The sequence below is a fragment of the Thioclava sp. 'Guangxiensis' genome, from assembly GCF_045348365.1.
Classification (GTDB): Bacteria; Pseudomonadota; Alphaproteobacteria; order Rhodobacterales; family Rhodobacteraceae; genus Thioclava; species Thioclava kandeliae.
Map to the genome: position 1 here is coordinate 2,433,307 of NZ_CP155822.1, position 24,257 is coordinate 2,457,563.

The following is a 24,257-nucleotide window of genomic DNA, read 5'->3' on the forward strand; positions in this document are numbered from 1 at the left end:
CAGGGCAAAGGGCCGCAGGACGGCCCGCAAGATGGAAAGGCAGAGTTATGGCACATCGCGTTGACGCAATCGCGCAGGCACTCGGGGCAAGATTCGAGGGTGACGGGACGCTGACCGTGTCGGGCGCCTCCGAGCCGTCCAGCGCGAAAGCGGGTCAAATCGCTTTGGCTATGGATCCGAAATATGCAGCGGGCTTGGCCAAAGGTGAAGCTCGCGTCGCAATGCTCTGGGAAGATGCGGATTTTTCTGCGTTCGACCTCGATGCGGCCATTTTTGTGCCGCGCCCACGTCTTGCGATGGCTGGCCTGTCGAAAGTCTTCGATCCGGGTCCGGAAATCGCCCCGGGTATCCATCCTTCGGCAGTGATCGACCCGAGTGCCGAGATCGGCGAGGGCGCGGCAATCGGTCCCTTCACCTATATCGGGCGCGGCGTGAAGATTGGCGCGCAAGCCCGTATTTCCGCTCAGGTTTTCATTGCTGAAGGGGTGCAGATTGGCGACGATGCGCTGATCCATTCAGGTGCGCGGATCATGTCCTATGTCAGGATCGGCGACCGGTTCATCTGCAATCCGAATGCTGTCTTGGGCGGGGATGGCTTTTCCTTCGTGACGCCCGAAAAATCCGGCGTCGAGGAAATCCGCAATACGGTTGGCAAGCGCGAGGAGATTCACGCGCAACACTGGACCCGCATCCATTCTCTGGGAACCGTGATCATTGGCGATGATGTGGAAATCGGCGCCAATGCGACGGTCGATCGCGGAACGGTGCGCGCCACCAAAATCGGAAACGGGACAAAACTCGATAACCTCGTTTGTGTTGGTCATAACGTCCAGATTGGCGATGACTGTATGATGTGTGGTCAGGTGGGCATCGCGGGATCGGTAAAGATCGGGAACCGTGTGGTGCTTGGCGGGCAGACCGGCGTATCGGATAATATCTTTATCGGTGATGATGTTATTGCCGGAGGTTCAACCAAGATCTTCACCAATGCACCGGCAGGGCGGGTGTTGCTCGGCTCTCCTGCGGTCAAGATGGAGACACAGGTCGAGATCCAGAAATCCATCCGCCGGCTGCCGAGATTGTTTGCACAATTCGCCGATCTTCGTAAAACTGTTGCAGAGCTGAGAGACAACAAGGGCACCGAGTAATCATCTCATGAGGTCTGACGTGCAAGAGCAAATCATCTCCATCATCGCGCGCGAAGCTGTCATGGCACCCGCCGATGTGCAGCCGGATATGACGCTTGAGGATCTGGGGCTCGACAGCCTCGGGCTCGTCGAAATGATTTTCGCGATCGAGGAGACTTTCGATATCTCAGTGCCTTTTAACGCCAACGAGCCGAGCCAGTCCGAGTTCGATATCTCTTCGGTCGGTGCGATCGTCAACGCCGTTGAGCGGATGATTTGCGGCCAGAAGGGCGAGGCCTTCGTGTAAGCCATGCAGCGCGTTGTCATTACCGGCGCTGGCACTGTCAACGCGCTTGCCTTGGATGTTCCCGGAACATTGCGCGCCATGCGAGAGGGGCGCTGCGGGATAGGGCCGCTCGATATCCCTGATCTCGACCGGTTGCAGGTGCGGATCGGGGCGCAGATCACGGGGTGGGATGCGGAAGCCCGTTTCAGCCGCGTGCAGCTCGGCCTCTATGACCGGTTCACCCAGTTTGCGTTGGTGGCAGGGCAGGAAGCGATGTCGCAAGCTGGTTTAAGATCGGTCAGCAATCCTCTGAAATGGGGGTGTATTATGGGAACGGCTGGTGGTGGGAACAGCACCGTGAACGACGCGTTCCACACGGTTTTCGCTGAAGGCAAAAGCCGTGTTCATCCGTTTACCGTGCCTCGTTTGATGAATAATGCCGCCGCCTCGCATCTGTCGATGACGTGGAACCTGCAGGGCCCGTGCTTCTCGGTCGCCACTGCCTGTGCCAGCTCCAACCACGCCATCGGGCTGGCCTATCAGATGATCCGCTCGGGTATGGCGGAGGGAATGTTGGCAGGCGGCTCTGAATCCATGCTGAATTTTGGCGGGCTCAAAGCGTGGGAAGGGCTCCGCGTGATGTCCAGAACCGGGTGCCGGCCATTTGCGAAGTCCCGCGACGGGATGGTGCAGGGCGAGGGCGGCGCCGTCTTCGTGCTCGAAAGCCTCGAGAGCGCCAAGGCCCGTGATGCCTCGATTTTAGCCGAGATCTGTGGTTTCTCCATGACGTCGGATGCAGGCGACATCGTCATGCCCTCGCTCGAAGGGGCCACGCGTGCCATAAGTGGTGCACTTGCCGATGGCGGTATAGCGGCCGATCGCGTGGGCTATATCAACGCGCATGGTACCGGCACTGCAGCCAATGACAAAACCGAATCCGCAGCCATCCGAAGCGCTTTGGGAACACAGGCGGATTATGTTCTGGTGAGTTCGACAAAGGCCATGCATGGTCACTGCATAGGTGGCACTGGCGCGATCGAAGTGCTGGCCTGCCTCATGGCGCTGAACGAAGGCGTGATCGCGCCGACAATCAATCATGATACACCCGATCCCGATTGCGACCTCGATGTCGTGCCGAACGAAGCCCGTGAGGCATCGATCGATATCGCACTCTCCAACGCTTTCGCCTTTGGCGGTATGAACGCGGTGCTCGCGCTCAAGCGGATATGAAAAAGGCCGCCACGGACGGGCGGCCTTCACGGGGATTTTCCTGGCTTACTGAGCTGCCGCAGGCTTGTCTTTGGCCTGCGCCTTGGTGTTCGAGGCTTTCACCTCGTCATAGGCGGCCGTGAAGCCTGCAAGCGAGATCGCCACATTGACTTTCTGGTTCGGTGCGGCGACCGGAACGATAGTCATCTCGATCTTGCTGCCCTTTTTATATTGCGTCAGCTCGTCGGCAGTCAGACCGATACGGGCAAAACAGCCCGCCTGCGCGCAGAAGGTGAAGGGGTAGACCTTAGGCTCGTTACTATCGAGCTTCATCACCATATTCTGCGTCAGCAGCGTTTCGAGCGGCACCATGATGGTCGCACCGACAGCCGCGCGATTGTTCTCGGGCAGGGGGAACATCGAGATATCGGCGACATTATTGCCGCTCTGGTCTTTCAGGAGTTGATAGAGCTGGCAGGGGTCGGAGCCGTCTTCGGTATGGACGCATTGCACTTTCCAGTCGCCATGAGTCGAGGCGATATAGGTCGTGCCGGGGCCGTCCTTGGCAGGGGCTTGAGCGGCCGGAGCCGCTGCATCGGGCGCACTCGCCGCAGGCGCATCGGCCGCAGGCGCGGTCGGAGTTGCAGGAGCATCGGTTGTTGGCGCAGTCGTATCCTGTGCCATAGCGAAAGAGGCGGACATGCTCAGCGCGGCGGCGAACATCAATGTCTTGTTGAGATTGGTCATACTGCCTTTCAATCCTTCATTCTGGCCGGTTCGGGGCCGTCGGCTCACGCATATCACGGTGCGTTGGGACTGTCAGGGCAAAAACCTTGTGATCACCTGTGGACGACAGAGATGTGATCTGGGTAAGGTGTTGTTTAAATGAAGAAAAGGGCCCGATATTTCGGTGCCCTTTTCAATAGGTTCCCCCTGTCGGACTTGGCCGACTTCGTTCTTTGATTGGACGCTACGAGGCGGACACAATGTCGTCAACAGGGTTTGTGTCATTCGCACGACATGGCTTCGATTTTTTGGTCGATTGCACAAAAAAAAGCCGCACTTTGAAAGCGCGGCCAGTCTGACAGGGAGGAAAAGTCGGAAACTGGCGCGATGCGCAGCTGATCCGACAAATATGACATTGCCCCGAATTGGCTAATTTTCCGTTGTTGCACAGGAGCGCACGACATATTTTCAATTAAGATTTTTTGCCGGAGGCCCTGTAATGACTGCATCCCGCCCAGAGACTGCCATAAACACGCTCGTTGGTGACGCCCTTTTCATCGGCGGTGGCGGACCGGATTACGGGGTCGTGCAATCGCTGCGGCTCGACAAGGCCAACCGTCACGGGTTGATCGCGGGAGCCACGGGGACGGGGAAGACCGTGACATTGCAGACCCTTGCAGAAGGGTTCAGCGATGCGGGCGTTCCGGTCTTTCTGACCGATGTGAAGGGGGATCTGTCGGGGCTTGCGGCGGCGGGTGCTCCCGTGGACAAGCTGAAATCGGCATTCGAGGCACGCGCAGCGCAGATCGGCTTCGATCTCTGCTATCGGAGCTATCCGGTCGAGTTCTGGGATATCACAGGTGCTAAGGGCATACCTGTGCGGATGACAGTGTCCGAGCTCGGGCCAGTTCTGCTATCGCGGCTGCTGGATCTGTCTCCTGCTCAGGAAGGGGTGCTGCATATCGCCTTCCATCTGGCCGATGAAGAGAAGCTGGCGCTTCTCGATCTCTCGGATCTACGCGCCATGCTTCACCATGTGGGCGAGCGCGCGAGCGAGCTGACCATGCGTTATGGCACTGTCGACAAGCGTTCGATTGGCGCGATCCAGCGGCAGCTCCTGATGCTGGAAAGCGAAGGGGCCACCGGATTTCTGGGCGAGCCGGCACTCGAGCTGGCAGATATGATCCGCATTGCAGAAGACGGGCGCGGGCAGGTGAATATTCTGGCGGCAGACAAAGTGATCAATACGCCCAAAACATATGCAACCTTCCTGTTATGGTTGCTTTCGGAGCTTTTCGAGACCCTGCCCGAAATCGGGAACCCCGAGAAGCCGGTCTTCGTACTGTTTTTCGACGAGGCGCATCTTCTGTTCGATGACGCGCCGAAGCCGCTTCTCGACAAGGTCGAGCAGGTTGTCCGACTGATCCGCTCGAAAGGGGTTGGCGTCTATTTCGTGACGCAGAACCCGACCGACATTCCGGAGGATGTGTTGTCCCAACTCGGCAACCGCGTGCAGCATGCGTTACGCGCCTTTACGGCCAAGGACCACAAAGAGCTGGAGCAGGCGGCCAAAACCTATCGGGCGAATCCGGATTTCGGGATTATCGAAGCCATTCGAGATGTCGGCACAGGCGAGGCGGTGACGTCGTTTCTCGATTCAAAAGCCGTTCCGGGACAGGTGGAGCGTAGTCTGATCCGCCCACCCGTTTCGCTGCTCGGTCCGGTGCCTGCGGCAACCCGTGAGCGCGTGATCGATCAAAGCGCGCTTTATGCCAAATACCGGACGGCGCTCGACCGTGAGTCCGCAGCCGAACTCCTGCAGGCGCGTATGGTCGCGGATGATCCGCAAGCGCCCCGGAGTGCCCCGGAGAGCCTGAGCCGTGGCCGCCGCTACAGGGGTGCAAATTCTCCCGAGGCAAAACCCCAACGCCGGAGCAGTTCCGATACGCTCATGGAAACCTTTGGAAAAAGCATTGTCCGCCAGATCGGCACCCAAGGCGGAAAGGCCATCGTGCGCGGGATATTGGGCTCGCTTTTCCGCAAGTAACCGCTAGAGCGCGCGCAATTGCGCCGTGTCCCGCGCTTCCCAAATGATCGCGGCAAGTAGTTCGATATGGCGCGCAGGGTCGTATTTGCGCCACTGGGTGGCAACGCGGCGACGGACACTGTCAATTTCGGCCTCTTTCTCGAGGAGTTGCGTCAGAATGTCTGCTGTATTTGTGATCTGGTAGAGAACCATGATCCTGCGCAGATCGCGCTCCGGTTTATACAAAGCCGCACCTATGCGAGCTGCGCGCACCAGAAGTTTCGGGCGTTTGAGCTTCTCCAGCCGATTGTCGAATTCTGTCACTTTTACCTCCATCCAAAGATGAAGCAGTCTGAATACAACTCTAGGTAGTGTTGCGTATTATTGTGAAGGACCGTTCGCAGGCATTGGTAATCTTTATACTATTCACGACGAACATTCTCTCGAAACATAGTTAACTAGATGGCTTTGCGATTATTTTCTAGCACTTATTCAACCTGCGCGTGCCATCCAGTTTTGGGAGAACCGAAATGCATTCTGACCTGCGTCATGGCTCGATACCGAATTGGCTAACGACTTACGCAAAGCTTTATCTCACCCATGTCGAGGAAGGCGTCTCCATCCGTCAACTCGCACGCGAGGAGGGCTGCCATGCCTCTACGATTCTTCGCCGGATCCGCCGCATAGAGGAGCGGCGGGAAGATCCGCTCGTCGATCAGGCGCTTGACCACATCCGCGAAGGCGCGCCGGTCGCAACGCCCGAAGTCAGGGATCCGGAGCGCCCCGACACACCGGCGTTTCTGGCTGAGGCGCGGCGCGTTCTGCAGCGGTTGACCGAACTTGGTGCATTGCTGATCATGGCCCCGAATATGGAGAAGGCGGTCGTGCTGCGTGGCACGGTGCGCCTCCTTGTGGTGGACGTCGCGCAGGCCGAGACCTTCGCGCTTCGGGGCTGGATCGCGATCAAGCACAAGGGTAGGGTCACCAGCTACGAGATCACCCGCAGCGGACGGGACGCACTGCGCAGCTTGGCGGACGATACCCCGAGAGGCCGCCGCCGCGACGGGCCGGAGGGCGTGGACCGCAAGCCGGTCGTGAATACTTCCGAAAGCCCGCTGGCAGTTCTGGCACGCCGCCGTGATCGGGATGGCAAGCTGTTTCTGGAGCCCCAGCTTGTGGCGGCGGGCGAGAGGTTGCGCGAGGATTTCGAACTGGCGCAGATGGGACCCCGCGTCACGCAGAATTGGGACCGGTTCCTCACGGCAGGCGTTTCGGGCGGGTTCTCGGTGCAGGGCAATCTAGAGGCGGGATCCGAGGCGGCCAAGCTGCGGGTCGGCGCGGCGCTTCAGGATCTGGGGCCGGGGCTTGGAGATATTGTGCTGCGCTGCTGCTGTTTTCTCGAAGGGCTGGAGACGACCGAGCGCGATATGGGGTGGTCCGCGCGCTCCGGCAAGATCGTGCTGCGCATCGCGTTGATCCGGTTGCACCGCCATTACGAGGAACGCTATGGCGGAAAAAGCCCGCTGATCGGATAAAAAAGGCCGCCGGAGAATCCGGCGGCCTTTTCCTTTTCTCGCGCCCTTACTTGGTCGGCACGGGACTGTCATTGGTGACTGGCACCGCGTTCACGTCGCTGCCATCTGTCGCCAGCGCCTTGCGCACGCCTGCCTCGTAATCGGGATGGACACGGCCCAGCACGGCCAGCCAACGCTCGGTCACAGCTTCCGAACAGGGGCCCATCGCCTCAGCCATGTTGTGATGCAGGCGGTCACGTTCGGCATCATCCATTACCTCGGCATAGAGCGCGCGCGGCTGGATATAATCGGCGTCGACATCATCCTGCACATAGCGGTCGGCATCGCCATTGATCCGCAGCGGCGGCTCGGCAGCTGCCGGATCGGCAACGGCCGCGCTTTCATACTGGTTGGGCGAATAGTAGGCATCGGGATGGCCGGTCTCGGCGGGGAAGAACCGCATCGGACCATCCTTATGGTAGTGATGCACCGGACATTTGGGCGCATTCGCAGGCAGAGCCTCGTAATGCGTGCCCAGACGGTAGCGATGTGCATCGGCATAGGAGAACACCCGCGCCTGCAGCATCTTGTCGGGGCTGTAGCCGATGCCCGGCACCTTGTTCGAGGGCGAATAGGCCGCATTCTCGACCATCTGGAAATAGTTGTCGGGGTTGCGGTTCATCTCCAGAATACCGACCTCGATCAGCTGATAATCCTTATGCGGCCAGACCTTGGTCAGATCGAAAGGATTGAAATCAAGGTTCTCGGCTTCTTTCTCGGGCATCACCTGGATCATGAAGCGCCATTTCGGGAAGTTACCTTCTTCGATCATGTTGAAGAGGTCTTCCTGATAGCTCTCGCGCGTCTTGCCGATCAGCGCCTCTGCCTCGGCATTGGTATAATGCTTATGGCCCTGCAGGGTCTTGAAGTGGAATTTCACCCAGAAGCGCTCGCCATCCGCATTCCACATGGAATAGGTATGCGAACCATAACCGTTCATATGGGCGGGGTTCTTGGGAATACCACGGTCCGACATCAGGATCGTCACCTGATGGATACATTCAGGGCTACGGCCCCAGAAATCGAACATCGCCTCGGGCGAGCGCAGATTCGTGCGCGGATGGCGTTTCTGGGTATGGATGAAATCGGGGAACTTATAGGCGTCGCGGACGAAGAAAACGGGGGTGTTATTCCCCACCATGTCCCAGTTGCCGTCTTCAGTGTAGAATTTCAGGCTGAAGCCACGCACGTCACGCTCGGCATCGGCCGCGCCCATCTCGCCGGCCACCGTCGACCAGCGCGAAAGAACCTCGGTCTGTTTACCGATTTCGGAGAAAAGCTTGGCGCAGCTATATTTCGTGATGTCATTGGTAACCGTGAAGGTGCCCTGCGCGCCCCAGCCCTTGGCATGGACGGTGCGTTCGGGGATCCGCTCACGGTTCTGATGGGCCAGTTTCTCGATCAGCTGGTAATCCTGCATCAGGACAGGACCGCGCGGGCCTGCGGTCTCCGAGGTCTCGTTGGACACCCAAGGCGCGCCGGCACTTGTGGTAAGTTTTGTGCGGTCTGACATTTTTTACTCCATCAGCGGTTTTTATTTGGCTTCCTACGACGGAACTATGTAGCGGTCGCGTGATAAAGGGAAATCGGTAATACTATGAGTAATGATAAGGCACCCTTATGAACATCACCCTGCGCCAACTGCAATACATGTTAGCCCTGGAAAAATTCCGGAATTTTTCCAGGGCCGCTGAATCCGTGCATGTAACGCAGCCCGCGCTGTCGATGCAGATTCGCGAGCTGGAACAATCCCTTGGACTGACATTGGTCGAGCGGCGGCCACGCGACATACGGCTGACGCGGGCAGGGCGGATGGTGATCGACCATGCACTCCGCATCGATGCCGAGCTGAAATCGCTCGAGGCCGATCTGCGCCGCGGGCAGGGACAGGTGAATCTCGGCGTCATTCCGACGGTTGCGCCCTATCTGATGCCGCGCGCATTGCCCAAGCTGCAGGCGGTGCAATCGGGCTTCCGGCTGCGCGAGGCGCAGACCCACGAGTTGCTGGAAGACCTGCGCAAGGGGCGTCTGGATGCGGCTGTCATCGCGACCCCTGCGCCCGATACGGAGGAAATCACGCTCTTCGAGGACCATTTCCTGCTGGCGGGCCTGCCAGAGGCGCTCGAACGGCTCGAGGGGATCAGTCCCGATGCGCTCGATCCGGGCGAGTTGTTGCTGCTCGAAGAGGGACATTGCCTTGCCGACCAGACGTTGAAGATCTGCAATGTGAATCGCGATGCGCGATCGGTCGATCTGGGCGCTGCCTCGCTCACGACGCTCTGTGCGCTGGCCTCGGGCGGCATGGGCGTGACGCTCATCCCCGAAATCTCGGCTGTGGCAGAACAGCATGCCAGCCCGAAACTTGCGGTGACGCGCTTTGCGAAGGAACCCGGTCGCGTGTTGCGGCTGGTGCGCCGCGCTGATGCGGTCGATGATGGTGAATGGTTCGAGTCCGTGGCGAACATCCTGCGCGAGGCGGGTCAAAGCGTTCTGGATGATGCGCGCCGCGATATTCCGGTGCAACCCGCCGCGCCGCGCATGAAGATGCAAGCCGCACAATAACCTCGCATAACCGGCATGCCGGAGCCTTTTCCGGCATGCCACAGACGCAACCGTGCCTTTCCACGAGGGAGAGGCAAACTGTCGCACTCTCCGTTGCATTCGGTCCCGTTTCGGAATATGGGGGTGGGCAAAGCCGAAAGGATACCCATCCCATGCGCGATCTCAAAATCCCCGACCAGCGCCACCCGGAAAAGGCACACCGGCCCGATAACGCCCAGCCGAAGAAACCGGACTGGATCCGCGTGAAGGCCCCCACCTCGGCCGGCTACAAGCAGACCCGCGACCTGATGCGCGAGAACAAGCTCGTCACCGTTTGCGAGGAAGCGGGCTGCCCGAATGTCGGCGAGTGCTGGAGCCAGGGTCACGCGACGATGATGATCATGGGGGATATCTGCACCCGTGGCTGTTCCTTCTGCAATGTCGCGACCGGTCGTCCCGATGCGCTCGATGTCTTCGAGCCGGGCCGGGTCGCGCATGCGGTCGAGAAGCTGGGTCTTAACCATGTCGTGATCACCTCGGTGGACCGTGATGATCTGGAAGATGGCGGGGCCGAACATTTCGCCCAGACCATCCGTGCCATCCGGCACCGCAGCCCCTCGACCACGATCGAGATCCTGACGCCCGACTTCCTGAAATGCACGCCCGACGTGCTCGAGAAGGTCGTGGAGGCGCGCCCCGATGTGTTCAACCACAACCTCGAGACCGTGCCCTCGCTCTATCCGACCGTGCGTCCGGGCGCGCGCTATTTCCACTCGCTGCGCCTTCTGCAGCGGGTGAAAGAGCTTGATCCGGCGATGTTCACCAAATCCGGCATCATGGTGGGTCTGGGCGAGGAAGCGCAGGAAGTGCGCCAGGTGATGGATGATATGCGCTCCGCCGATATCGATTTCCTGACCATCGGCCAATATCTGCAACCCACGCCGAAGCACCATGCGGTGGCCAAATTCGTCACGCCCGACGAGTTCAAATCCTACGAGAAATCCGCCTATTCCAAGAACTTCCTCATGGTTTCGGCGACGCCTCTCACGCGCTCGAGCTATCACGCGGGCGATGATTTCGCGCAGCTGCGTGCCGCGCGTCTGGCCAAGCTCGGCCGCGCCTGATCCCGTGCCCGCGCAGGCGGATCTCTTCGCACGGCTGGCCCGTTCAGCCTTCAGATCCCGTTTTCATCTAGGCCCGCGCGAGCGGGCCTATTGCAACGCGAAAGGGCGGAGCACGATAGAGCGCCATGCCCGCGACTTCATCGCACAGCGTATCGCGCCAGCCCAGCCGAGAAATGACGGCAAGCAGACGCCCATGCGCGGACATCCGGTCTTCATCGCCCAGCACGCCACCGCCTGCTGCTGCCGTGGCTGTATCGCCAAATGGCACCAGATTGCTGCGGGAATTCCGCTCGGGCCCGATGAGCAGAGCCGGCTGGTCATTACCTTGATGACCTGGATTGACGCGGAAATGGGCCACCAACCCGCGCCTCCGCTTTGAAATAAAGGCAAAATTTTGGAAACTAGGCAGAATTTGACAGAATAAGTTAACCAGACTTTCGAACATTTGGGGAACAATGGCCGCAGGGCAATCTGCGCCAGTTTGACTCGAAGTGAGATGGTATGGCCACTTATACATTCGTTGGATATAGCACGAGCGATTTCCAACTGGTCAGCGGCGGTTACCGGCTGCGGCCGGATTGGGAAGCTGCGACCAACGGCCTGACCTATACCTTCACCGATGATGACACGCAGATCTCGGGCGATACCGTCACCGATAACGTCAGTAACGATACCAGCCAGCAGACCGTTGTCATCCGCGATTCCAGCGGGACGATCGTCAATTCCGGCACGGCCTATATCGAGGATGCGTATAACTATACCGACGCACAGGGCAATCCGCAGACCTTCTATACGATCAAGATCGGCAATACGGTCGTTGGGTATCTCGCAAGCTCCGAGATCCAGCCCGGCGTTGTCATGTCGCCCAGCTCCACGATCAATACCGCGGGCGTCAACTATTCCGCGATCCATTCCGCCACCTACAGCTCGACCGGCAATAACACGATCACCGGCGCCTCCTACGGTGACTCTCTGGCCGGCGGCGCGGGTGACGATTCCATCTCGTCGGGTGCGGGGGCCGATACCATCTCCGGCGGCACCGGCAACGATACCATTCTCTACGGGCAGGGCGGTGCCACCTCGCTCGATGGTGACAGTGTCTCGGGCGGCGACGGGAACGATTCCATCGATGATGTGAGCGGCGATCCGAACTGGGTCTATAACGACACGATCGATGCGGGTGCGGGCAACGATACCGTCTGGTCGGGCAGCGGCAACGACTCGATCCTCGGTGGCACGGGCGATGACCGCCTCTATGCGGAAGGTGGAAATGACACCGTTTACGGTGGTAGCGGTAATGACTGGATCGGCGGCGGCGCGGGCAACGACCTCATCTATGGCGAGGCGGGCAGTGACACCATCCTCGGCGATGATGGCAATGACACGATCTATGGCGGGGATGGTAGCGACCATATCGCAGGTGGCAATGGGAATGACAGCCTGCTCGGTGGCGCCGATGCCGATACCTTCTATCTGAGCGATAACTGGGGCGTCGATACGATCCTCGGGGACAACACGACGACCACAGGCTCCGATAACGACAGTCTGAATTTCTACTACATGACGCATGGCGTCACCATCACCGCAACCGACTGGGAAGACGGTACGGCAACTGATGGCACCAGCTCGCTGACCTATGACAATATCGAGGGATATCGCGGCTCGGAATATAACGACTCACTGCGCGGCGATGCCGATGGATCGGGCTTCTATGCCGATATGGGCGCGGGCGATGATACCGTCGGCGGCGGCTCCGGTGATGATACGATCTATGGTGGTGCCGGCAATGACAGCCTCTTCGGGGGCGATGGCAACGACTATATCGAAGGCGGTGACGGCAATGACGGCCTGAACGGCTGGAACGGCAATGATACGCTCTGGGGCGGTGCGGGCCAGAACACCCTCTGGGGCGAGGCGGGCAACGACCTCTTCGACCTGCGCTCGACCGATGGTGGCAGCAGCATCTTCGGTGGCACCGACTATGACACGGTCTCCCTCTCGGGGGCGGCGGCGAATGTCACATGGACCTCCGATACCGGCGGCGTCGGCACGATCTCCTATGATGGCGGGGTCACCACCACCTATTTCTGGGAAATCGAGCAGATCGACGGCTCAAGCTATAGCGACAATTTCAATGCCGCTCTCGCGGGTAGCCCCGTCCATATCCTCGCCGGAGCGGGTGACGATACGATAACTGGCTCTGCCGGCAGTGACACACTGTCTGGCGGCACCGGAAATGACAGCATCACCGGCAATGCCGGTGATGATACGATCACCACCGGCACCGGTGCGGACCGGTTGATCCTCGATGATGGTTTCGGCAACGATGTCGTCACCGATTTCGACATGACCGATGATGGCGCAGGCCGCTCGATCGACCAGCTCGATGTTTCGGCGCTGACGGATGCCGAGGGTAATCCGGTCAATGCATGGGATGTGGTGATTACCTCGGACGGGGCAGGCGGCTCGATCCTGACCTTCCCCAACGGCGAGACGCTGAGGCTGCAATCGGTCGACCCTGCCTTGCTGTCCACCGCGCCGCAGCTCTACTCGGTGGGCATCCCCTGTATCGCCGCTGGCACTCTTGTGGCCACACCTGCCGGTCCGCGCCCGATCGAGACCCTCATGGCAGGTGAGGAAATCATCACGCATGACGGCTGCGCGCGTTTGGCATGGTGCGGTCAACGAAGCCTTGGCCCTGCGGAGCTTGCCGATCGCAGGCTGCGTCCTGTCGAGCTGCGCGCGCAGGCTCTGGGGCAAAGCGCGCCGTTGGTCGTGTCGGGACTGCATTGCCTCTGGCTTCGGGTCGATGGCACGTCGTGCCTGATCCGCGCCCGCCATCTGGCCGAGAGCGGCTGGAACGGCGCGCGGATCATGAATGGCAAACGGCAGATCACCTATGTCCATCTTCTTCTCGAGCGCCACGCGGCGATCCTTGCCAATGGTGTCTGGGTGGAAAGCTTCTGGCCGGGCCCTATCGGTTTCCGCGCACTGTCGCGCAGGGACCAGATAGCCCTTCTGGGGGCCCGTCCTGATCTTGCCGCGGCCCTGCTTGGCAATCGTCCGGTCGAGGAAGTCTACGGGATGCGCCTCGCCCCCGTTCTGCCTCGCCGCGCCGTTACCCGAGGCGCCCTCGCACGCTGGTTCGGCGCGCCACGCCCCCCCCCTGAGACAATTTGCCCTGCCTTCGTAGACATCCCGAGCCTTGTGAACGGACGCGCAGCTATTTACCGCAACGCGCATAGTCCACGCCATGCCGGCGCGTGATCACTCATTCAGGCAAAAGGGGATCATCGTGATCGTCCGCAAACGCCCCACATTTCTGGGGTTGTTCTTTATTCTGCAAGGTTCGGTAATCCAGATCATCTGGCCCCAAATCCTGCTTGTATTTCTTATCGGTATCGGGGTTATCGCGGGCCACGACTACTTTCCGTCCTATGTGACGGGGCTCGATCCGTCGCCTTTCGCGCTGATCGGGATCGCGCTCTCGATCTTCCTGAGCTTCCGCAATGGCGCCTGCTACGACCGCTGGTGGGAGGCGCGCAGACATTGGGGCGTCATGATCCAGTCCTGCCGCGACATCCAGCGCCAGACCAGCCATCTGCCCGATAATGACGACCGGCGCGCGCTGTTCCACGCACTTATCCGTTTCGGCCATCTCGCCGAGGGACAGCTGCGCGGGCGCAACCCCTATTGGGAAACCGATGCCGCTCTGGCCGAGGCGGAACAGGCGATCGGGCGGATGGAACGGGCAGGGCATCTGACCCATGTCGAAGCCTTGGTGCTGCATGAAAGCATCGCGCGGATTGCCGCGTCCATTCTGGCCTGCGAGCGGCTGGCCAATACGCCGGTGCCCTTCGCCTATTCGCTTCTGCTCCATCGCACGGCCTATATCTACTGTATCATCCTGCCCTTCGGCTTCGTGGATACGCTCGGCGCGATGGCGCCTTTCGTCGCGGCATTGGTGGCCTATGCCTTCTTCGGTCTGGATGCGCTGGCCGAAGAGCTGGAACAGCCGTTTTCCGACCGTCCGAATGCCTTGCCGCTCAGCGCCTATGCCACAGCGATCGAGATCGCATTGCGCCGCGCTTTGGGGGAGACGGAGCTGCCGGAGATGCCCGCGACGGTCCGCTATGTCCTGAGATAGGCCGGTCCGCCGGTTCTTGCATAAGCAGACACTGTAGGCGGCCCCGAAGGGCCGCCGCTCACCCCTGCAGACGCAGGCCGGAGGGTATGACCGGATCCTCCCCGAACAGCAGATCGAATCCCAGATCGGCCGCACCGCGTATGGCCGCAATCTCCTCCAGCGGGCCGTCCTCGATGCGCAGGAGCGCCGCGAGGGCAGGCGGCATGCGTCTGGTCAGGCTTTCCCGTATCCCTGCCTGCAAATGCCCGCCCGCACGTCCCAGCACCCCGCCGACCATCACTACATCAGGGGCAAGCGCAATGACCGGACCGGTCAGCGCCTCCCCGAGATTGCGTCCGGCCTCGCGCAGGGCAATGATCGCCTCGAGATCCCCGTGCTCGACCAGCTTTGCCAGGGCAAGGGGATCCGCTACGGGGCGCGCCACCGTCGAGACCTGCCGGACAAGCGCGGGGTTCGAGGCCACCGCTGCGACGCAGCCCTCACTGCCGCAGACACAAGGCATCCCCGCCGCAGCGGCCACCGGTATATGGCCTATTTCTCCCGCCCATCCCTGCGCGCCACGGTGCAGCTCACCCGAGAGCGCCAGTCCCGCACCGATCCCGATATCAATAAAGACATAAAGCAGGCTCTCGTCGGGCCTCGCCTGCAGGCGTGCCCCCAGCGCCATGAGATTCGCGTCATTCTCGATCAGCACCTCCATGCCCATTATTTCGGCAAGATTTTCCGGCAGCACGCCGACTTTCGACCACGGCACGGTCCGCGAGCGCCCGTGAACCGGCCCCGGAACACCCAGCACGAGCGCGGCGATACAGGAACGGTCTATGCCGGTTTCGGCAACGAGCCGCGCCAGCATGGTCTCGATCTCGCGCACTGTTCCTTCTGCCGTAAAACCATGCGGCAGGGCCGAGCGGGCCTCCCCCAGAACCTTGCCGCGCAGAGTCGAGATCACTCCCATCAGCGCATCCGGTCCGAACCGGACGATAAAGAAAAATCGCCCGTTCGGATTGAGTTCATAGAGGTTTGAAGGGCGTCCACGTTCCGCACGCGGCGCGTCACGGCGGGCAAGCCAACCCTGATTTTCGAGATCTTGCAAACGGGCTGCGACGGTATTGCGCGACCAGCCGGTTTCGACCACCAGCTGGGCGCGATCCTTGGCCTGATCGCGCAGCGCGCGAGCCAGCTGCCGGTGTCCTGAATCGAGCCGTGCGAGAGGCTCTGCATGCTTGGCCATAGACGCTCCTACTGAGGTTTTTTCAGCCCTAACGATAAATGTTCAATATTGACGCATTAATGTCAATCGAGGTCATAATTCAAGTATCGTCCGATTTCCCGGATCCGCAAGCCCGGTTCTAAACGCCCGGGTCCATGCGCCCCGACGAGGGGTCCATCTTCACTGGAGTGACTGACCGTGATTAAGCCAACCCGTTATCTTGCAACCACCTCGCTGCTGGTCCTGACCGGCATCGCTCCCGCTTTTGCCCAGGACAATCCCTATTACGATGCCGCCGTCGCCGAGGCCAAAAAGATCGCCGCGGGCAAGGATCTTGCCGGCAGTCTTGAAATGATCGGGCAGGCCTCGGGTGCCGAGGGCCAGACGCTGCAGACCGTCTATGATGCCTTCAAGGCAGGCACGGGCGTTGATGTGCGCTATACCGGATCGCCCGATACGGCCACCGTGGTGCAAAGCCGCGTTCAGGCCGGCAATCCACCGGATGTCGCCGACATCGCTCTGGGGGCCGCACTGAACTACGCCAAGGAGGGCGTGACACTCGATCTGTCATCTTTCATGGGTGACGAGCTGTCGGCGAATTACAATTCGATGCTCCTCGATACCGCCACCTATGAGGGCAAGACCTTCGGGATTTTCCAGCATATGAACACCTTCATGGTCTGGTATAATCCCGAGACCTATACCGGTCCGAACCCGCCCGAAAGCTGGCAGGCGCTCTCGGACTGGGCCGACGGGGAGGCCGCCAAGGGCAATCCGGTCTGGTGTGCGGCGCAAGGCGCGGGAGGCTCGTCGGGCTTTCCGGGCGCGCAGATGGTCGACAATATTTTCCTCAAGACCTATGGCCCCGAACTCTATGCCCAATGGGGCAAGGGCGAGCTGGCCTGGACCTCGCCGGAGGTCAAAGGGGCGTTCGAGGAATTCGGGCGCACCATTGGCGCGGCCGATCATCTCTCCGGTGGACCGATCGGCGCGATTTCGACCCCGATCTCGGTGGGCTATAACGGCCTGACCTCCACGCCGCCCACCTGCCAGCTGGCGCTCTGGGCCGCATGGGTGCCGGGGCTGATCGGTGAAACCGCCAAACCGGGCGAGAATATCGATTTCTTCCGTGTGCCCGCCGCCGATCCGGCCTTCGCCAATTACGAGCTCTATCAGGCCTCGATCTCGGTCGGCCTGACCGATACACCCACAACCCGCGCCTTCCTCGAATTCATGGCCTCCGATGCGGCGCAGAGCTATCTGGCCTCGCAAAACCGCTGGCCTGTGGCAAACAAAAACGTGCCTGTCGATGCCTATTCCAGTGTGACCCTGCATGAGGTCGCCCAAAAATTCTTCGCCAATCCCGATGTGGAATTCGTCGCAGGCCCCAACACGCTGAACGCGCCGGCCACCTCCTCGGCCTATTACAAGGCGGTCGTGGGCTATATGCAGAACCCCAAGAAGCTCGATAGCCTTCTGCAATCGGTTCAGGCGACCGTCGAGTGATGGAGAGCCTGTCCTATATCCCCCTGCTGATCGCCATAGGGGCGATCGGCCTGCCGGTCCTCGTCTATGCGGGGCTCGGCATGGGCGAGGCGATCCTGTCGATACTGCCCATGCGCACGGGCCGCGGGTTGCGCCCCTGGGTCTGGCTCTCGCTGCCGATCCTTCTGGTGCTGCTGATCCTCGTCTATCCGGTGATCGTGACGCTCATTACCTCGCTCAAGGGCGCGCGCGGCACCGAATGGGTAGGCGGGGCCAATTATGTCTGGGCTTTTTCGGGCGAGATGGTCGATGTGGTCTGGAACAACGTGATTTGGCTTATCGGCTTTCCGCTGGCGGTGCTGGTGCTGGCGCTGCTGAGTGCGGTCCTGTTCGACAAGATCTCCTACGAGCCGCTGGCGATGACGGTGGTCATCCTGCCCACCGCGATCTCCTTTACCGCCGGTGCGGTGATCTGGACGCAGATGTATTCCTACCAGCCCGCGATGATGGCGCAGATCGGCACGTTCAATGCGGTGCTGAAACTCTTCGGGATCGCGCCCGTGCCATGGCTGATCCAGCCTGTGGTCAACAATCTCGCGCTGATCTTCATTGCGGTCTGGCTGCAACTCGGGATCGCCACGCTGATCCTGTCGGCGGCGATCAAGAATATCGGCACCGATATGGTCGAGGCCGCGCGGCTCGATGGGGCGGGCGAAGTGCGGATCTTCTTCTCGATCATCCTGCCCAATATCCTGCCCTCGATCCTTGTGGTCTTCACCACCATGATCATCGCGGCGCTGAAGGTCTTCGACATTGTCTATGTCATGACGAACGGCAATTTCGGCACCGATGTCATCGCCAACCGGCTCTATTACGAGTTGTTCTCGGTCAATGACCTCGGCCATGCCAGCGCGATCGCAGTGATCTTGCTGTTCTGCGCGCTGCCCATAGCCTTCATCAATATCTTCCAGTTCAAAGCGGAGGCCGCCCGATGAGCATGGCCACACCCGAGATCGACCACCTCTCCGAAAGCCGTGTGCAGGGACAGGCCGCGCGCCGGACCCGGCAGCTGAAAAGGCTGGCGCTCCACGTGCTGATCATCGGTTTTCTCATATTCTGGTTCATGCCGGTGCTGGCGCTCTTTGTCAGCTCGGTCCGCCCGCAGGCCGATACCGCGACCTCGGGCTGGTGGATGGCCTTCGTGCGGCCTTTGCTGAGCGCGCAGAATTACGCCATGGCCATCGACCAGCTGAATGTGGGCGCAAGCCTCGCAACCTCGGTGGCCATCGCGATCCCGACAACGGTGCTGACGGTGCTTTTATCGGTGATCGGCGCCTATGCTTTGGTACGGATGAATTTCGCGGGCCGCACCTCTCTATCGCTGATCCTCGTGGCGCTGCTGGTCACACCGCCGCAGATCACGCTGGTCCCGCTTCTGAAATTCTACAATAGCGTCGGCTTTTCGGGAACCATCCCCGGGATCTGGCTCTATCAGGTGGGCTTCACGCTGCCCTTCGGCATTTTCCTGATGCGCGGCTTCATCGCGTCCATCCCGCGCGATCTTTACGAAAGTGCCAGCCTCGACGGCGCGACCGAACTGCGCACCTTCATCTCCATCGTGCTGCCGCTCTCGCGCCCGATCATGGCCTCGCTAGGGATCATGGCCTTCCTGTGGAGCTGGAACGACCTCCTGATCCCGCTTCTGTTCATGGGCGGCTCGGCGATGTCACCGCCGATCACCGTAAACCTCGCAGGGCTGGTCGGGCAGACGACACAAGGGCAGGGGCCGCTGATGGCCGCCACCTTCCTGTCGGTGCTCGTGCCGCTGATCCTCATCCTGTCCGCCCAGCGATATTTCGTCCGCGGCATTCTTGGCGGCGCTGTGAAGGGCTGAGCGCCCCGCGCCTGCATGAAGGAGACTGATATGTCCACTGTAACCATTCGCGACGTCACAAAGACCTATGGCACCCAGCAGGTGATCCATGGCGTCGATATCGAGATCGAGGACGGCGAGTTTGTCGTGCTGGTCGGCCCCTCGGGCTGTGGCAAATCCACCCTGTTACGCATGATCGCGGGGCTCGAGGAGATCTCGGGCGGCGAGGTGGCTATCGGGCCTCGCGTCGTCAATGATGTGGTCGCGCGCGACCGTGACATCGCCATGGTGTTCCAGAGCTATGCGCTTTATCCGCATATGACCGTGGCCGAGAATATGGGCTTCGCGCTGAAACTGGCGAAACTGTCGAAATCGGATCGGGCCGCGCGGATTGGCAAGGCGGCCGAGATCCTCGGCCTCGGACCTATGCTTGGCCGCTATCCCCGCCAGCTCTCGGGCGGGCAGCGCCAGCGGGTGGCCATGGGCCGCGCCATCGTGCGCAACCCGCAGGTGTTCCTGTTCGATGAGCCGCTGTCCAATCTCGATGCCAAGCTGCGCGTCGAGATGCGCTCCGAGATCAAGGCGCTCCAGCACCGTCTGAAGACGACGACGATCTATGTCACCCATGATCAGGTCGAGGCGATGACCATGGCCGACAAGATCGTGGTCATGCGTGACGGGCTGGTCGAACAATGCGACACGCCGCTCAACCTCTATGATGCGCCCGCCAATATGTTCGTGGCGGCTTTCATCGGCTCGCCCTCGATGAATTTCGTAAAGGGCCGGGTCGAGCACCGCGAGGGCACCCCGATCTTTGTGAGCGAAGACGGCATCGTGCTGCCGCTTGCCGCGGGCTGCACGGTCGCCCAAGGCACGCCGGTCATCTACGGTTTCCGCCCCGAACATATGGTGCTGTCGGATACCGGCATCCCCTGCGGGGTGAAGCTGGTCGAGCCCACCGGCTCGGAAACGATGGTCTTTCTGGCGATGGGCGGCACCGCCATCACCGGCGTCTTCCGCGAGCGTGTGGCGGATGCCGAGGGCGCGACCCTGAAAGTGCTGCCCGACCCCCTGCGCGCCCATCTCTTTGATCCCGAAACCGAACTCCGGATCGGCTGATCCGCGAAAGGACTTCTTATGTTTCCCAATGGTGATATGTCATTCCAACTCTTCTCCTCGCGCGAGGCGGAGAGCTTCGATGAGCAACTGATGCTTCTGAAAGAGCTTGGCTATACCGATGTACAGCCGTTCTTCTTCGGTCCCCCCGAGGATATGGCCGAAGTCGAGCGTTCGGCGCAGGCGATCAGGGACCACGGGCTGACCGCCAAAACCGGCCATTTCACACTCGATATCTTCGACACCGATCCCGATCTGGTGGAACGGATCGCCAAACTTTACGGCATGTGGCTGGTGGTGGTGCCCTATATCAACCCCGAGGATCGCCCGACGACCTCTCAAGGATGGCGCGCGCTTGGCGAGAGGCTTGCCGCCCACACCGAGGATATGAAGGCGCGCGGCCTGACATTCGCCTATCACAACCACGAGTTCGAGATGGTGCCTCTGGAAGATGGCAGCTATCCGATCGAGCATCTTCTGGGCGAGAGTGTCCCTTTCGAGCCAGATCTGGCATGGATGGTCGTGGGCGGCGCGGACCCGATGGCGTGGATCAAACGCTATGCGGGGCGCATTCCTGCCGTGCATGTGAAGGATATCGCCCCCAAGGGCGAGGCGCTCGACGAGAAGGGCTTTGCCGATTTCGGCTGTGGTGTGATGGACTGGCAGCCCCTCTGGGAGGCCTGTGTCGCGGCCGGATCGCAGCTGATGATTGTCGAGCATGACCAGCCCTCGGACTGGCGGCGCTTTGCCACGCGCTCGGCCGAGGGGCTCAGGCGCATTGCCGAAGGGGTGCACGCATGAGCCGCCCCTATGATGCCATCGTCGTGGGCTCGGGCGCCTCGGGAAGTTTTGCCGCCCATGAGCTGACCGCTCAGGGCCTGCGGGTCCTCCTGCTGGAGGCGGGGCGCGAGGTCACCAGATCCGAGTTCGACCCCGCCAAGAAAAAGCCTGTGCCGCCCATCAACATCATGGAGCGCGCCCGCGCCACGCTGGGCGGGCAGGGTGTGCAGGCCAAAGCGGCTTTCTTTCGCGGCATGCTCGCGCCCTTCTATGTGAATGACCGCGACAACCCCTATACCACCCCCAAGGACGCGCCTTTCGTGTGGATCCGCGGCCGTCAGGCAGGTGGGCGCACCCATACATTCGGGCGGGTGCTGATGCGCTGGTCGGATGACGATTTCAAGGCGAAATCGGTCACCGGCAAAGGCTGCGACTGGCCCGTCAGCTATGCCGATATGGCGCCCTATTACGACGAGGTTGAACGCCTTCTGGGGATCTATGGCGATATCGATGGCCTGCCCCAGAACCCCGATGGCATCATGAAGGGCCCCGCGAAGATGAGCCCCGCCGAGATCGATTTCAAGGCGCGTGTGAAGGCCAAATGGCCCGAACGCGAGATCATCAGCTGGCGCTCGGTCGCGCCCACGCCCGAGCGCGTCTTCGCGCCTCTGGCGGCCGCCAAGGCCACGGGCCTGCTGACCATCCGCTGGAACTCGGTCGCCCGCCGTGTGCTGACCGAGAACGGTCTCGCCACGGGGGTCGAGATCACCGACACGCGCACGGGTGAGGTGCTGGTGCTCGAGGCCGCACATATCGTGATCAGCGCCTCGCCGATCGAGAGTATCCGCCTGCTCTGGCATTCGGGGCTCGGCAACCGCCATGATCAGCTCGGGCGCTATTTCATGGACCAGCTGCCGATGCTCGCGATGGGCCACTACGCGCCGGTGAAAGGGCAGTGGACGGGCGATGACAGCCTGCCCAAGGACGCCTTCTATGAGCCCCAAGGCGGGATCTTCATCACCCGTTCCTCTGGTGATCCGAAAACCCGTGGCCAGTTCGATTTTCAGGGCGGTATCGGACGCTCGCCCGTGGGGGCCGATGATCCGGCGAAACTGCTATTCTTCGGCTTCGGTCAGATGCAGCCAAATGCCCGGAACCGCGTGACGCTCGATCCCAAGGTCAAAGATCGCTGGGGGCTGGCGGGGGCGCATATCGTCTGCCGCATGTCCGCCGAGGACGAGGCGCTTTTAGAGCGGCAGGAGGCATTCTTCCTCGAGACGATCAACGGCGCGGGCGGCGAGGTGCAGTTTCTGGGCTCGGCCAAGCGCATTCGCGAATGGGGCAAGGGCGCCTATCCGGAGGCAGGTCCCCTATCGCGTTTCCTCTTCCGGCGCTATTTCAAGGATGTCATGGTCATGGGGGCGGCCATCCATGAAACCGGCGGGGCGCGGATGGGGACAGATCCTGCAAGCTCGGTGGTGAACCCGATAGGCCAGCTCTGGGAGGCCCCCAACGTGCTGGTGACCGATGCCAGCACCTTCTGCGGCTCGGGCGTGACCGGCACCACGCTGACCATCATGGCCCAGACCGTGCGTGCCTGTCGCCATCTCGCGCAGTCGAGCAACAGCCTTCGGGCCGAGCCGGAACTGGCGGAGGCCAACTGACAGCAGACAGGCCGCGCCTTTACCGGGCGCGGCCCCAGGCCCGTCTTTCACAGATAGGGAAGCAGTTTCGGCGCAGCCTCCAGAAGACGCCGGTCATCGGCGCGCCTTGCGATCAGCGACACACCAAGCGGCAAGGTCTGACCCGATACGGGCAGGTTCAGGACCGGAAGCTGCAGCGCGGTCCAGAGCGCGTTGAACCGCGGATTGCCCGCACCGCGCCCGAGCGGGGCGAAGCCCGGCGCAGAGGGCGCGATGATGAAATCGACCTCCTCGAGCATCGTCTCGACCGTCATCCGGTGACGGGCCAGCGCATCATAGGCCTCGAAATTCTGGCGCTGGGTAAACCCCTCGCGCAAGTCGACCCGGGCGTGGAAATCGTCATGCAGAAGCGTGCCACGCGCGCGGGCCAGATTGAGAAAGGCCGATGCGCCCTCGCAATGCTGCACAGAGCGGTGCAACGCATCCAGCTCCGCCATGTCTGCCGGAAGGTCGAAGGGAGTGATATCGGCAACCGGTGCCAGATCTTTGGCCAGACCATCAAGCACCGCGCGCATCTCGGGGGCCAGTTGATCGGCATAGGGGGTGGGGCATAGGCCGAGCCTCAACCGGCCTTCGCGCAACGGCGCGGCCTCGGGAAGATTGTAGACATCGGCCAGAAGCACCAGATCGGTGATCTCGCGGGCAAACAGACCGACCGTATCGAAGCTCACCGCATAGCGTTTGACTCCTTCGGTCGAGATAAGCCCCCAAGAGGGTTTGAGCGCTGGGATGCCGCAAAACGCGGCAGGACGGATCGTGCTGCCTCCGGTCTGCGTGCCAAGTCCCAGCGGCACATGGAAATCGGCGACCGCGGCGGCGGTGCCAGCCGAGGAGCCGCCCGGGGTGCGCGCGGGATCAAAGGGATTTGCGGTCATCGCATCGCGCCCACAGGCGGCAAATTCGGTGGTGTCGGTCTTGCCCAGAATAATCGCGCCTGCGGCCCGCAACAGCTCGACACAGGGCGCATCGGCAGCAGGGCGGAAGCCGCCATAGAGCGGCGAGTTATGGGTCGTGGGCAGATCGCGCGTCTCGATCATATCCTTCACCGCCACCGGAACCCCCGCCAGAGGGCGCGGGTCATCTGCGGTAATCGCCGCAGCCTGTGCCTCGGCCTCGGGATTGAGGCTGATCCATGCTCTCACCATCGGATCACGCTGCGCGATCCGGCCAAGACAGGCGCGGGTAATTTCAAGCGCTGTGCGTTGACCTGAACGGATCTGGTGACGGATCTCGGTGGCCGAAGGCAAGGAAAACGAGAGATCTTTCATGGAATACTCCTGTAAGGCGCCGCTTAGGATCTTGCGCCGAAAGGCGTAACCGCCGGGCAAAG

The 24,257-nt window shown here is 61.2% G+C and carries 21 protein-coding genes; 16 read left to right on the forward strand and 5 right to left on the reverse strand.

Translation table 11 applies throughout. From position 1 onward, the window contains the following. The first annotated feature begins 47 nt into the window (after positions 1-47). From ABEB22_RS12025 to ABEB22_RS12035, 3 genes are read left to right on the forward strand one after another with little or no spacing between them, the layout of a single operon-like run. Positions 48-1,148, forward strand: coding sequence for a UDP-3-O-(3-hydroxymyristoyl)glucosamine N-acyltransferase (locus tag ABEB22_RS12025; protein WP_406870386.1), 1,101 nt, complete (start codon positions 48-50; stop codon positions 1,146-1,148). 7 nt (positions 1,149-1,155) lie between these two features. Beyond that, positions 1,156-1,434 carry an acyl carrier protein gene (locus tag ABEB22_RS12030; RefSeq protein WP_339112594.1) on the forward strand — a complete coding sequence of 93 codons (279 nt, stop codon included), beginning with the start codon at positions 1,156-1,158 and terminating at the stop codon, positions 1,432-1,434. A 3-nt stretch (positions 1,435-1,437) separates the two neighbouring features. Then, complete coding sequence (locus tag ABEB22_RS12035; RefSeq protein WP_406870387.1) at positions 1,438-2,643, forward strand: beta-ketoacyl-[acyl-carrier-protein] synthase family protein; 1,206 nt, start codon at positions 1,438-1,440, stop codon at positions 2,641-2,643. A 45-nt stretch (positions 2,644-2,688) separates the two neighbouring features. Here the strand turns inward: ABEB22_RS12035 and ABEB22_RS12040 are convergent, their stop codons facing one another. After that, entirely contained in the window at positions 2,689-3,369 is a 681-nt protein-coding gene (locus ABEB22_RS12040) for an invasion associated locus B family protein (RefSeq protein WP_406870388.1), read from the reverse strand. 478 nt (positions 3,370-3,847) lie between these two features. On the opposite strand from ABEB22_RS12040, the gene ABEB22_RS12045 reads away from it, so the two are divergent. Continuing rightward, entirely contained in the window at positions 3,848-5,395 is a 1,548-nt protein-coding gene (locus ABEB22_RS12045; protein WP_406870389.1) for a helicase HerA-like domain-containing protein, read from the forward strand. Positions 5,396-5,398: 3 nt separating this feature from the next. On the opposite strand, the gene ABEB22_RS12050 is transcribed toward ABEB22_RS12045, so the two are convergent. Then, positions 5,399-5,698, reverse strand: a complete 300-nt coding sequence (locus ABEB22_RS12050; protein ID WP_350935696.1) for a DUF6477 family protein — start codon at positions 5,696-5,698, stop codon at positions 5,399-5,401. A 206-nt stretch (positions 5,699-5,904) separates the two neighbouring features. Between ABEB22_RS12050 and ABEB22_RS12055 the strand changes: the two genes are divergently transcribed. Continuing rightward, positions 5,905-6,909, forward strand: coding sequence for a DUF6456 domain-containing protein (locus ABEB22_RS12055; protein WP_406870390.1), 1,005 nt, complete (start codon positions 5,905-5,907; stop codon positions 6,907-6,909). Between the two features lie 46 nt (positions 6,910-6,955). On the opposite strand, the gene ABEB22_RS12060 is transcribed toward ABEB22_RS12055, so the two are convergent. Then, positions 6,956-8,461: a catalase gene (locus ABEB22_RS12060; RefSeq protein ID WP_406870391.1), complete on the reverse strand. Its 1,506-nt coding sequence runs from the start codon at positions 8,459-8,461 to the stop codon at positions 6,956-6,958. A gap of 107 nt (positions 8,462-8,568) precedes the next feature. Between ABEB22_RS12060 and ABEB22_RS12065 the strand changes: the two genes are divergently transcribed. From ABEB22_RS12065 to ABEB22_RS12085, 5 genes are all read left to right on the forward strand, one after another. Further along, positions 8,569-9,510 (forward strand): LysR substrate-binding domain-containing protein, encoded by a 942-nt coding sequence (locus ABEB22_RS12065; protein ID WP_339112588.1) that lies wholly within the window; start codon positions 8,569-8,571, stop codon positions 9,508-9,510. A gap of 152 nt (positions 9,511-9,662) precedes the next feature. Beyond that, positions 9,663-10,613, forward strand: coding sequence for a lipoyl synthase (gene lipA / locus ABEB22_RS12070; protein WP_339112587.1), 951 nt, complete (start codon positions 9,663-9,665; stop codon positions 10,611-10,613). Next, entirely contained in the window at positions 10,561-10,992 is a 432-nt protein-coding gene (locus ABEB22_RS12075; protein ID WP_350935688.1) for a DUF4186 domain-containing protein, read from the forward strand. The genes lipA and ABEB22_RS12075 overlap by 53 nt, the downstream gene beginning before the upstream one ends. A gap of 122 nt (positions 10,993-11,114) precedes the next feature. After that, positions 11,115-13,880, forward strand: a complete 2,766-nt coding sequence (locus tag ABEB22_RS12080; protein ID WP_406870392.1) for a Hint domain-containing protein — start codon at positions 11,115-11,117, stop codon at positions 13,878-13,880. Positions 13,881-13,908: 28 nt separating this feature from the next. Further along, the gene (locus ABEB22_RS12085; protein WP_339112584.1) at positions 13,909-14,760 is read left to right on the forward strand and encodes a bestrophin family ion channel; all 852 of its coding nucleotides are present in this window, start codon (positions 13,909-13,911) and stop codon (positions 14,758-14,760) included. 58 nt (positions 14,761-14,818) lie between these two features. Here the strand turns inward: ABEB22_RS12085 and ABEB22_RS12090 are convergent, their stop codons facing one another. Then, positions 14,819-15,991 carry an ROK family protein gene (locus tag ABEB22_RS12090; RefSeq protein ID WP_406870393.1) on the reverse strand — a complete coding sequence of 391 codons (1,173 nt, stop codon included), beginning with the start codon at positions 15,989-15,991 and terminating at the stop codon, positions 14,819-14,821. A 177-nt stretch (positions 15,992-16,168) separates the two neighbouring features. Here ABEB22_RS12090 and ABEB22_RS12095 point away from each other — a divergent pair, with 177 nt between their 5' ends. From ABEB22_RS12095 to ABEB22_RS12120, 6 genes are read left to right on the forward strand one after another with little or no spacing between them, the layout of a single operon-like run. Continuing rightward, positions 16,169-17,476, forward strand: a complete 1,308-nt coding sequence (locus ABEB22_RS12095; RefSeq protein ID WP_406870394.1) for an ABC transporter substrate-binding protein — start codon at positions 16,169-16,171, stop codon at positions 17,474-17,476. Further along, positions 17,476-18,450, forward strand: a complete 975-nt coding sequence (locus ABEB22_RS12100) for a sugar ABC transporter permease (RefSeq protein ID WP_350936154.1) — start codon at positions 17,476-17,478, stop codon at positions 18,448-18,450. Before ABEB22_RS12095 ends, ABEB22_RS12100 begins: the two co-directional genes overlap by 1 nt. Then, the gene (locus ABEB22_RS12105) at positions 18,447-19,349 is read left to right on the forward strand and encodes a carbohydrate ABC transporter permease (RefSeq protein WP_406870395.1); all 903 of its coding nucleotides are present in this window, start codon (positions 18,447-18,449) and stop codon (positions 19,347-19,349) included. The genes ABEB22_RS12100 and ABEB22_RS12105 overlap by 4 nt, the downstream gene beginning before the upstream one ends. 30 nt (positions 19,350-19,379) lie before the next feature. Further along, on the forward strand, positions 19,380-20,447 hold the full coding sequence (locus tag ABEB22_RS12110; RefSeq protein ID WP_406870396.1) for an ABC transporter ATP-binding protein: 1,068 nt from the start codon (positions 19,380-19,382) through the stop codon (positions 20,445-20,447). Positions 20,448-20,483: 36 nt separating this feature from the next. Then, positions 20,484-21,245 carry a sugar phosphate isomerase/epimerase family protein gene (locus tag ABEB22_RS12115; protein WP_406870397.1) on the forward strand — a complete coding sequence of 254 codons (762 nt, stop codon included), beginning with the start codon at positions 20,484-20,486 and terminating at the stop codon, positions 21,243-21,245. Beyond that, positions 21,242-22,888: a GMC oxidoreductase gene (locus tag ABEB22_RS12120; protein WP_406870398.1), complete on the forward strand. Its 1,647-nt coding sequence runs from the start codon at positions 21,242-21,244 to the stop codon at positions 22,886-22,888. Before ABEB22_RS12115 ends, ABEB22_RS12120 begins: the two co-directional genes overlap by 4 nt. A gap of 47 nt (positions 22,889-22,935) precedes the next feature. On the opposite strand, the gene ABEB22_RS12125 is transcribed toward ABEB22_RS12120, so the two are convergent. Further along, positions 22,936-24,195, reverse strand: coding sequence for an amidase (locus tag ABEB22_RS12125; protein ID WP_406870399.1), 1,260 nt, complete (start codon positions 24,193-24,195; stop codon positions 22,936-22,938). Positions 24,196-24,257: the final 62 nt, after the last annotated feature.

What these genes read in the sequence shown, in the direction of transcription:
- ABEB22_RS12055 (WP_406870390.1), top strand. Translation starts at nt 5,905, where the DNA reads ATGCATTCTGACCTGCGTCATGGCTCGATACCGAATTGGCTAACGACT.
- ABEB22_RS12105 (WP_406870395.1), top strand. Translation starts at nt 18,447, where the DNA reads ATGAGCATGGCCACACCCGAGATCGACCACCTCTCCGAAAGCCGTGTG.
- ABEB22_RS12120 (WP_406870398.1), top strand. Translation starts at nt 21,242, where the DNA reads ATGAGCCGCCCCTATGATGCCATCGTCGTGGGCTCGGGCGCCTCGGGA.
- ABEB22_RS12115 (WP_406870397.1), top strand. Translation starts at nt 20,484, where the DNA reads ATGTCATTCCAACTCTTCTCCTCGCGCGAGGCGGAGAGCTTCGATGAG.
- ABEB22_RS12075 (WP_350935688.1), top strand. Translation starts at nt 10,561, where the DNA reads ATGATTTCGCGCAGCTGCGTGCCGCGCGTCTGGCCAAGCTCGGCCGCG.
- ABEB22_RS12040 (WP_406870388.1), bottom strand. Translation starts at nt 3,369, where the DNA reads ATGACCAATCTCAACAAGACATTGATGTTCGCCGCCGCGCTGAGCATG.
- ABEB22_RS12060 (WP_406870391.1), bottom strand. Translation starts at nt 8,461, where the DNA reads ATGTCAGACCGCACAAAACTTACCACAAGTGCCGGCGCGCCTTGGGTG.
- ABEB22_RS12045 (WP_406870389.1), top strand. Translation starts at nt 3,848, where the DNA reads ATGACTGCATCCCGCCCAGAGACTGCCATAAACACGCTCGTTGGTGAC.
- lipA (WP_339112587.1), top strand. Translation starts at nt 9,663, where the DNA reads ATGCGCGATCTCAAAATCCCCGACCAGCGCCACCCGGAAAAGGCACAC.
- ABEB22_RS12030 (WP_339112594.1), top strand. Translation starts at nt 1,156, where the DNA reads ATGAGGTCTGACGTGCAAGAGCAAATCATCTCCATCATCGCGCGCGAA.
- ABEB22_RS12035 (WP_406870387.1), top strand. Translation starts at nt 1,438, where the DNA reads ATGCAGCGCGTTGTCATTACCGGCGCTGGCACTGTCAACGCGCTTGCC.
- ABEB22_RS12100 (WP_350936154.1), top strand. Translation starts at nt 17,476, where the DNA reads ATGGAGAGCCTGTCCTATATCCCCCTGCTGATCGCCATAGGGGCGATC.
- ABEB22_RS12090 (WP_406870393.1), bottom strand. Translation starts at nt 15,991, where the DNA reads ATGGCCAAGCATGCAGAGCCTCTCGCACGGCTCGATTCAGGACACCGG.
- ABEB22_RS12065 (WP_339112588.1), top strand. Translation starts at nt 8,569, where the DNA reads ATGAACATCACCCTGCGCCAACTGCAATACATGTTAGCCCTGGAAAAA.
- ABEB22_RS12025 (WP_406870386.1), top strand. Translation starts at nt 48, where the DNA reads ATGGCACATCGCGTTGACGCAATCGCGCAGGCACTCGGGGCAAGATTC.
- ABEB22_RS12125 (WP_406870399.1), bottom strand. Translation starts at nt 24,195, where the DNA reads ATGAAAGATCTCTCGTTTTCCTTGCCTTCGGCCACCGAGATCCGTCAC.
- ABEB22_RS12110 (WP_406870396.1), top strand. Translation starts at nt 19,380, where the DNA reads ATGTCCACTGTAACCATTCGCGACGTCACAAAGACCTATGGCACCCAG.
- ABEB22_RS12080 (WP_406870392.1), top strand. Translation starts at nt 11,115, where the DNA reads ATGGCCACTTATACATTCGTTGGATATAGCACGAGCGATTTCCAACTG.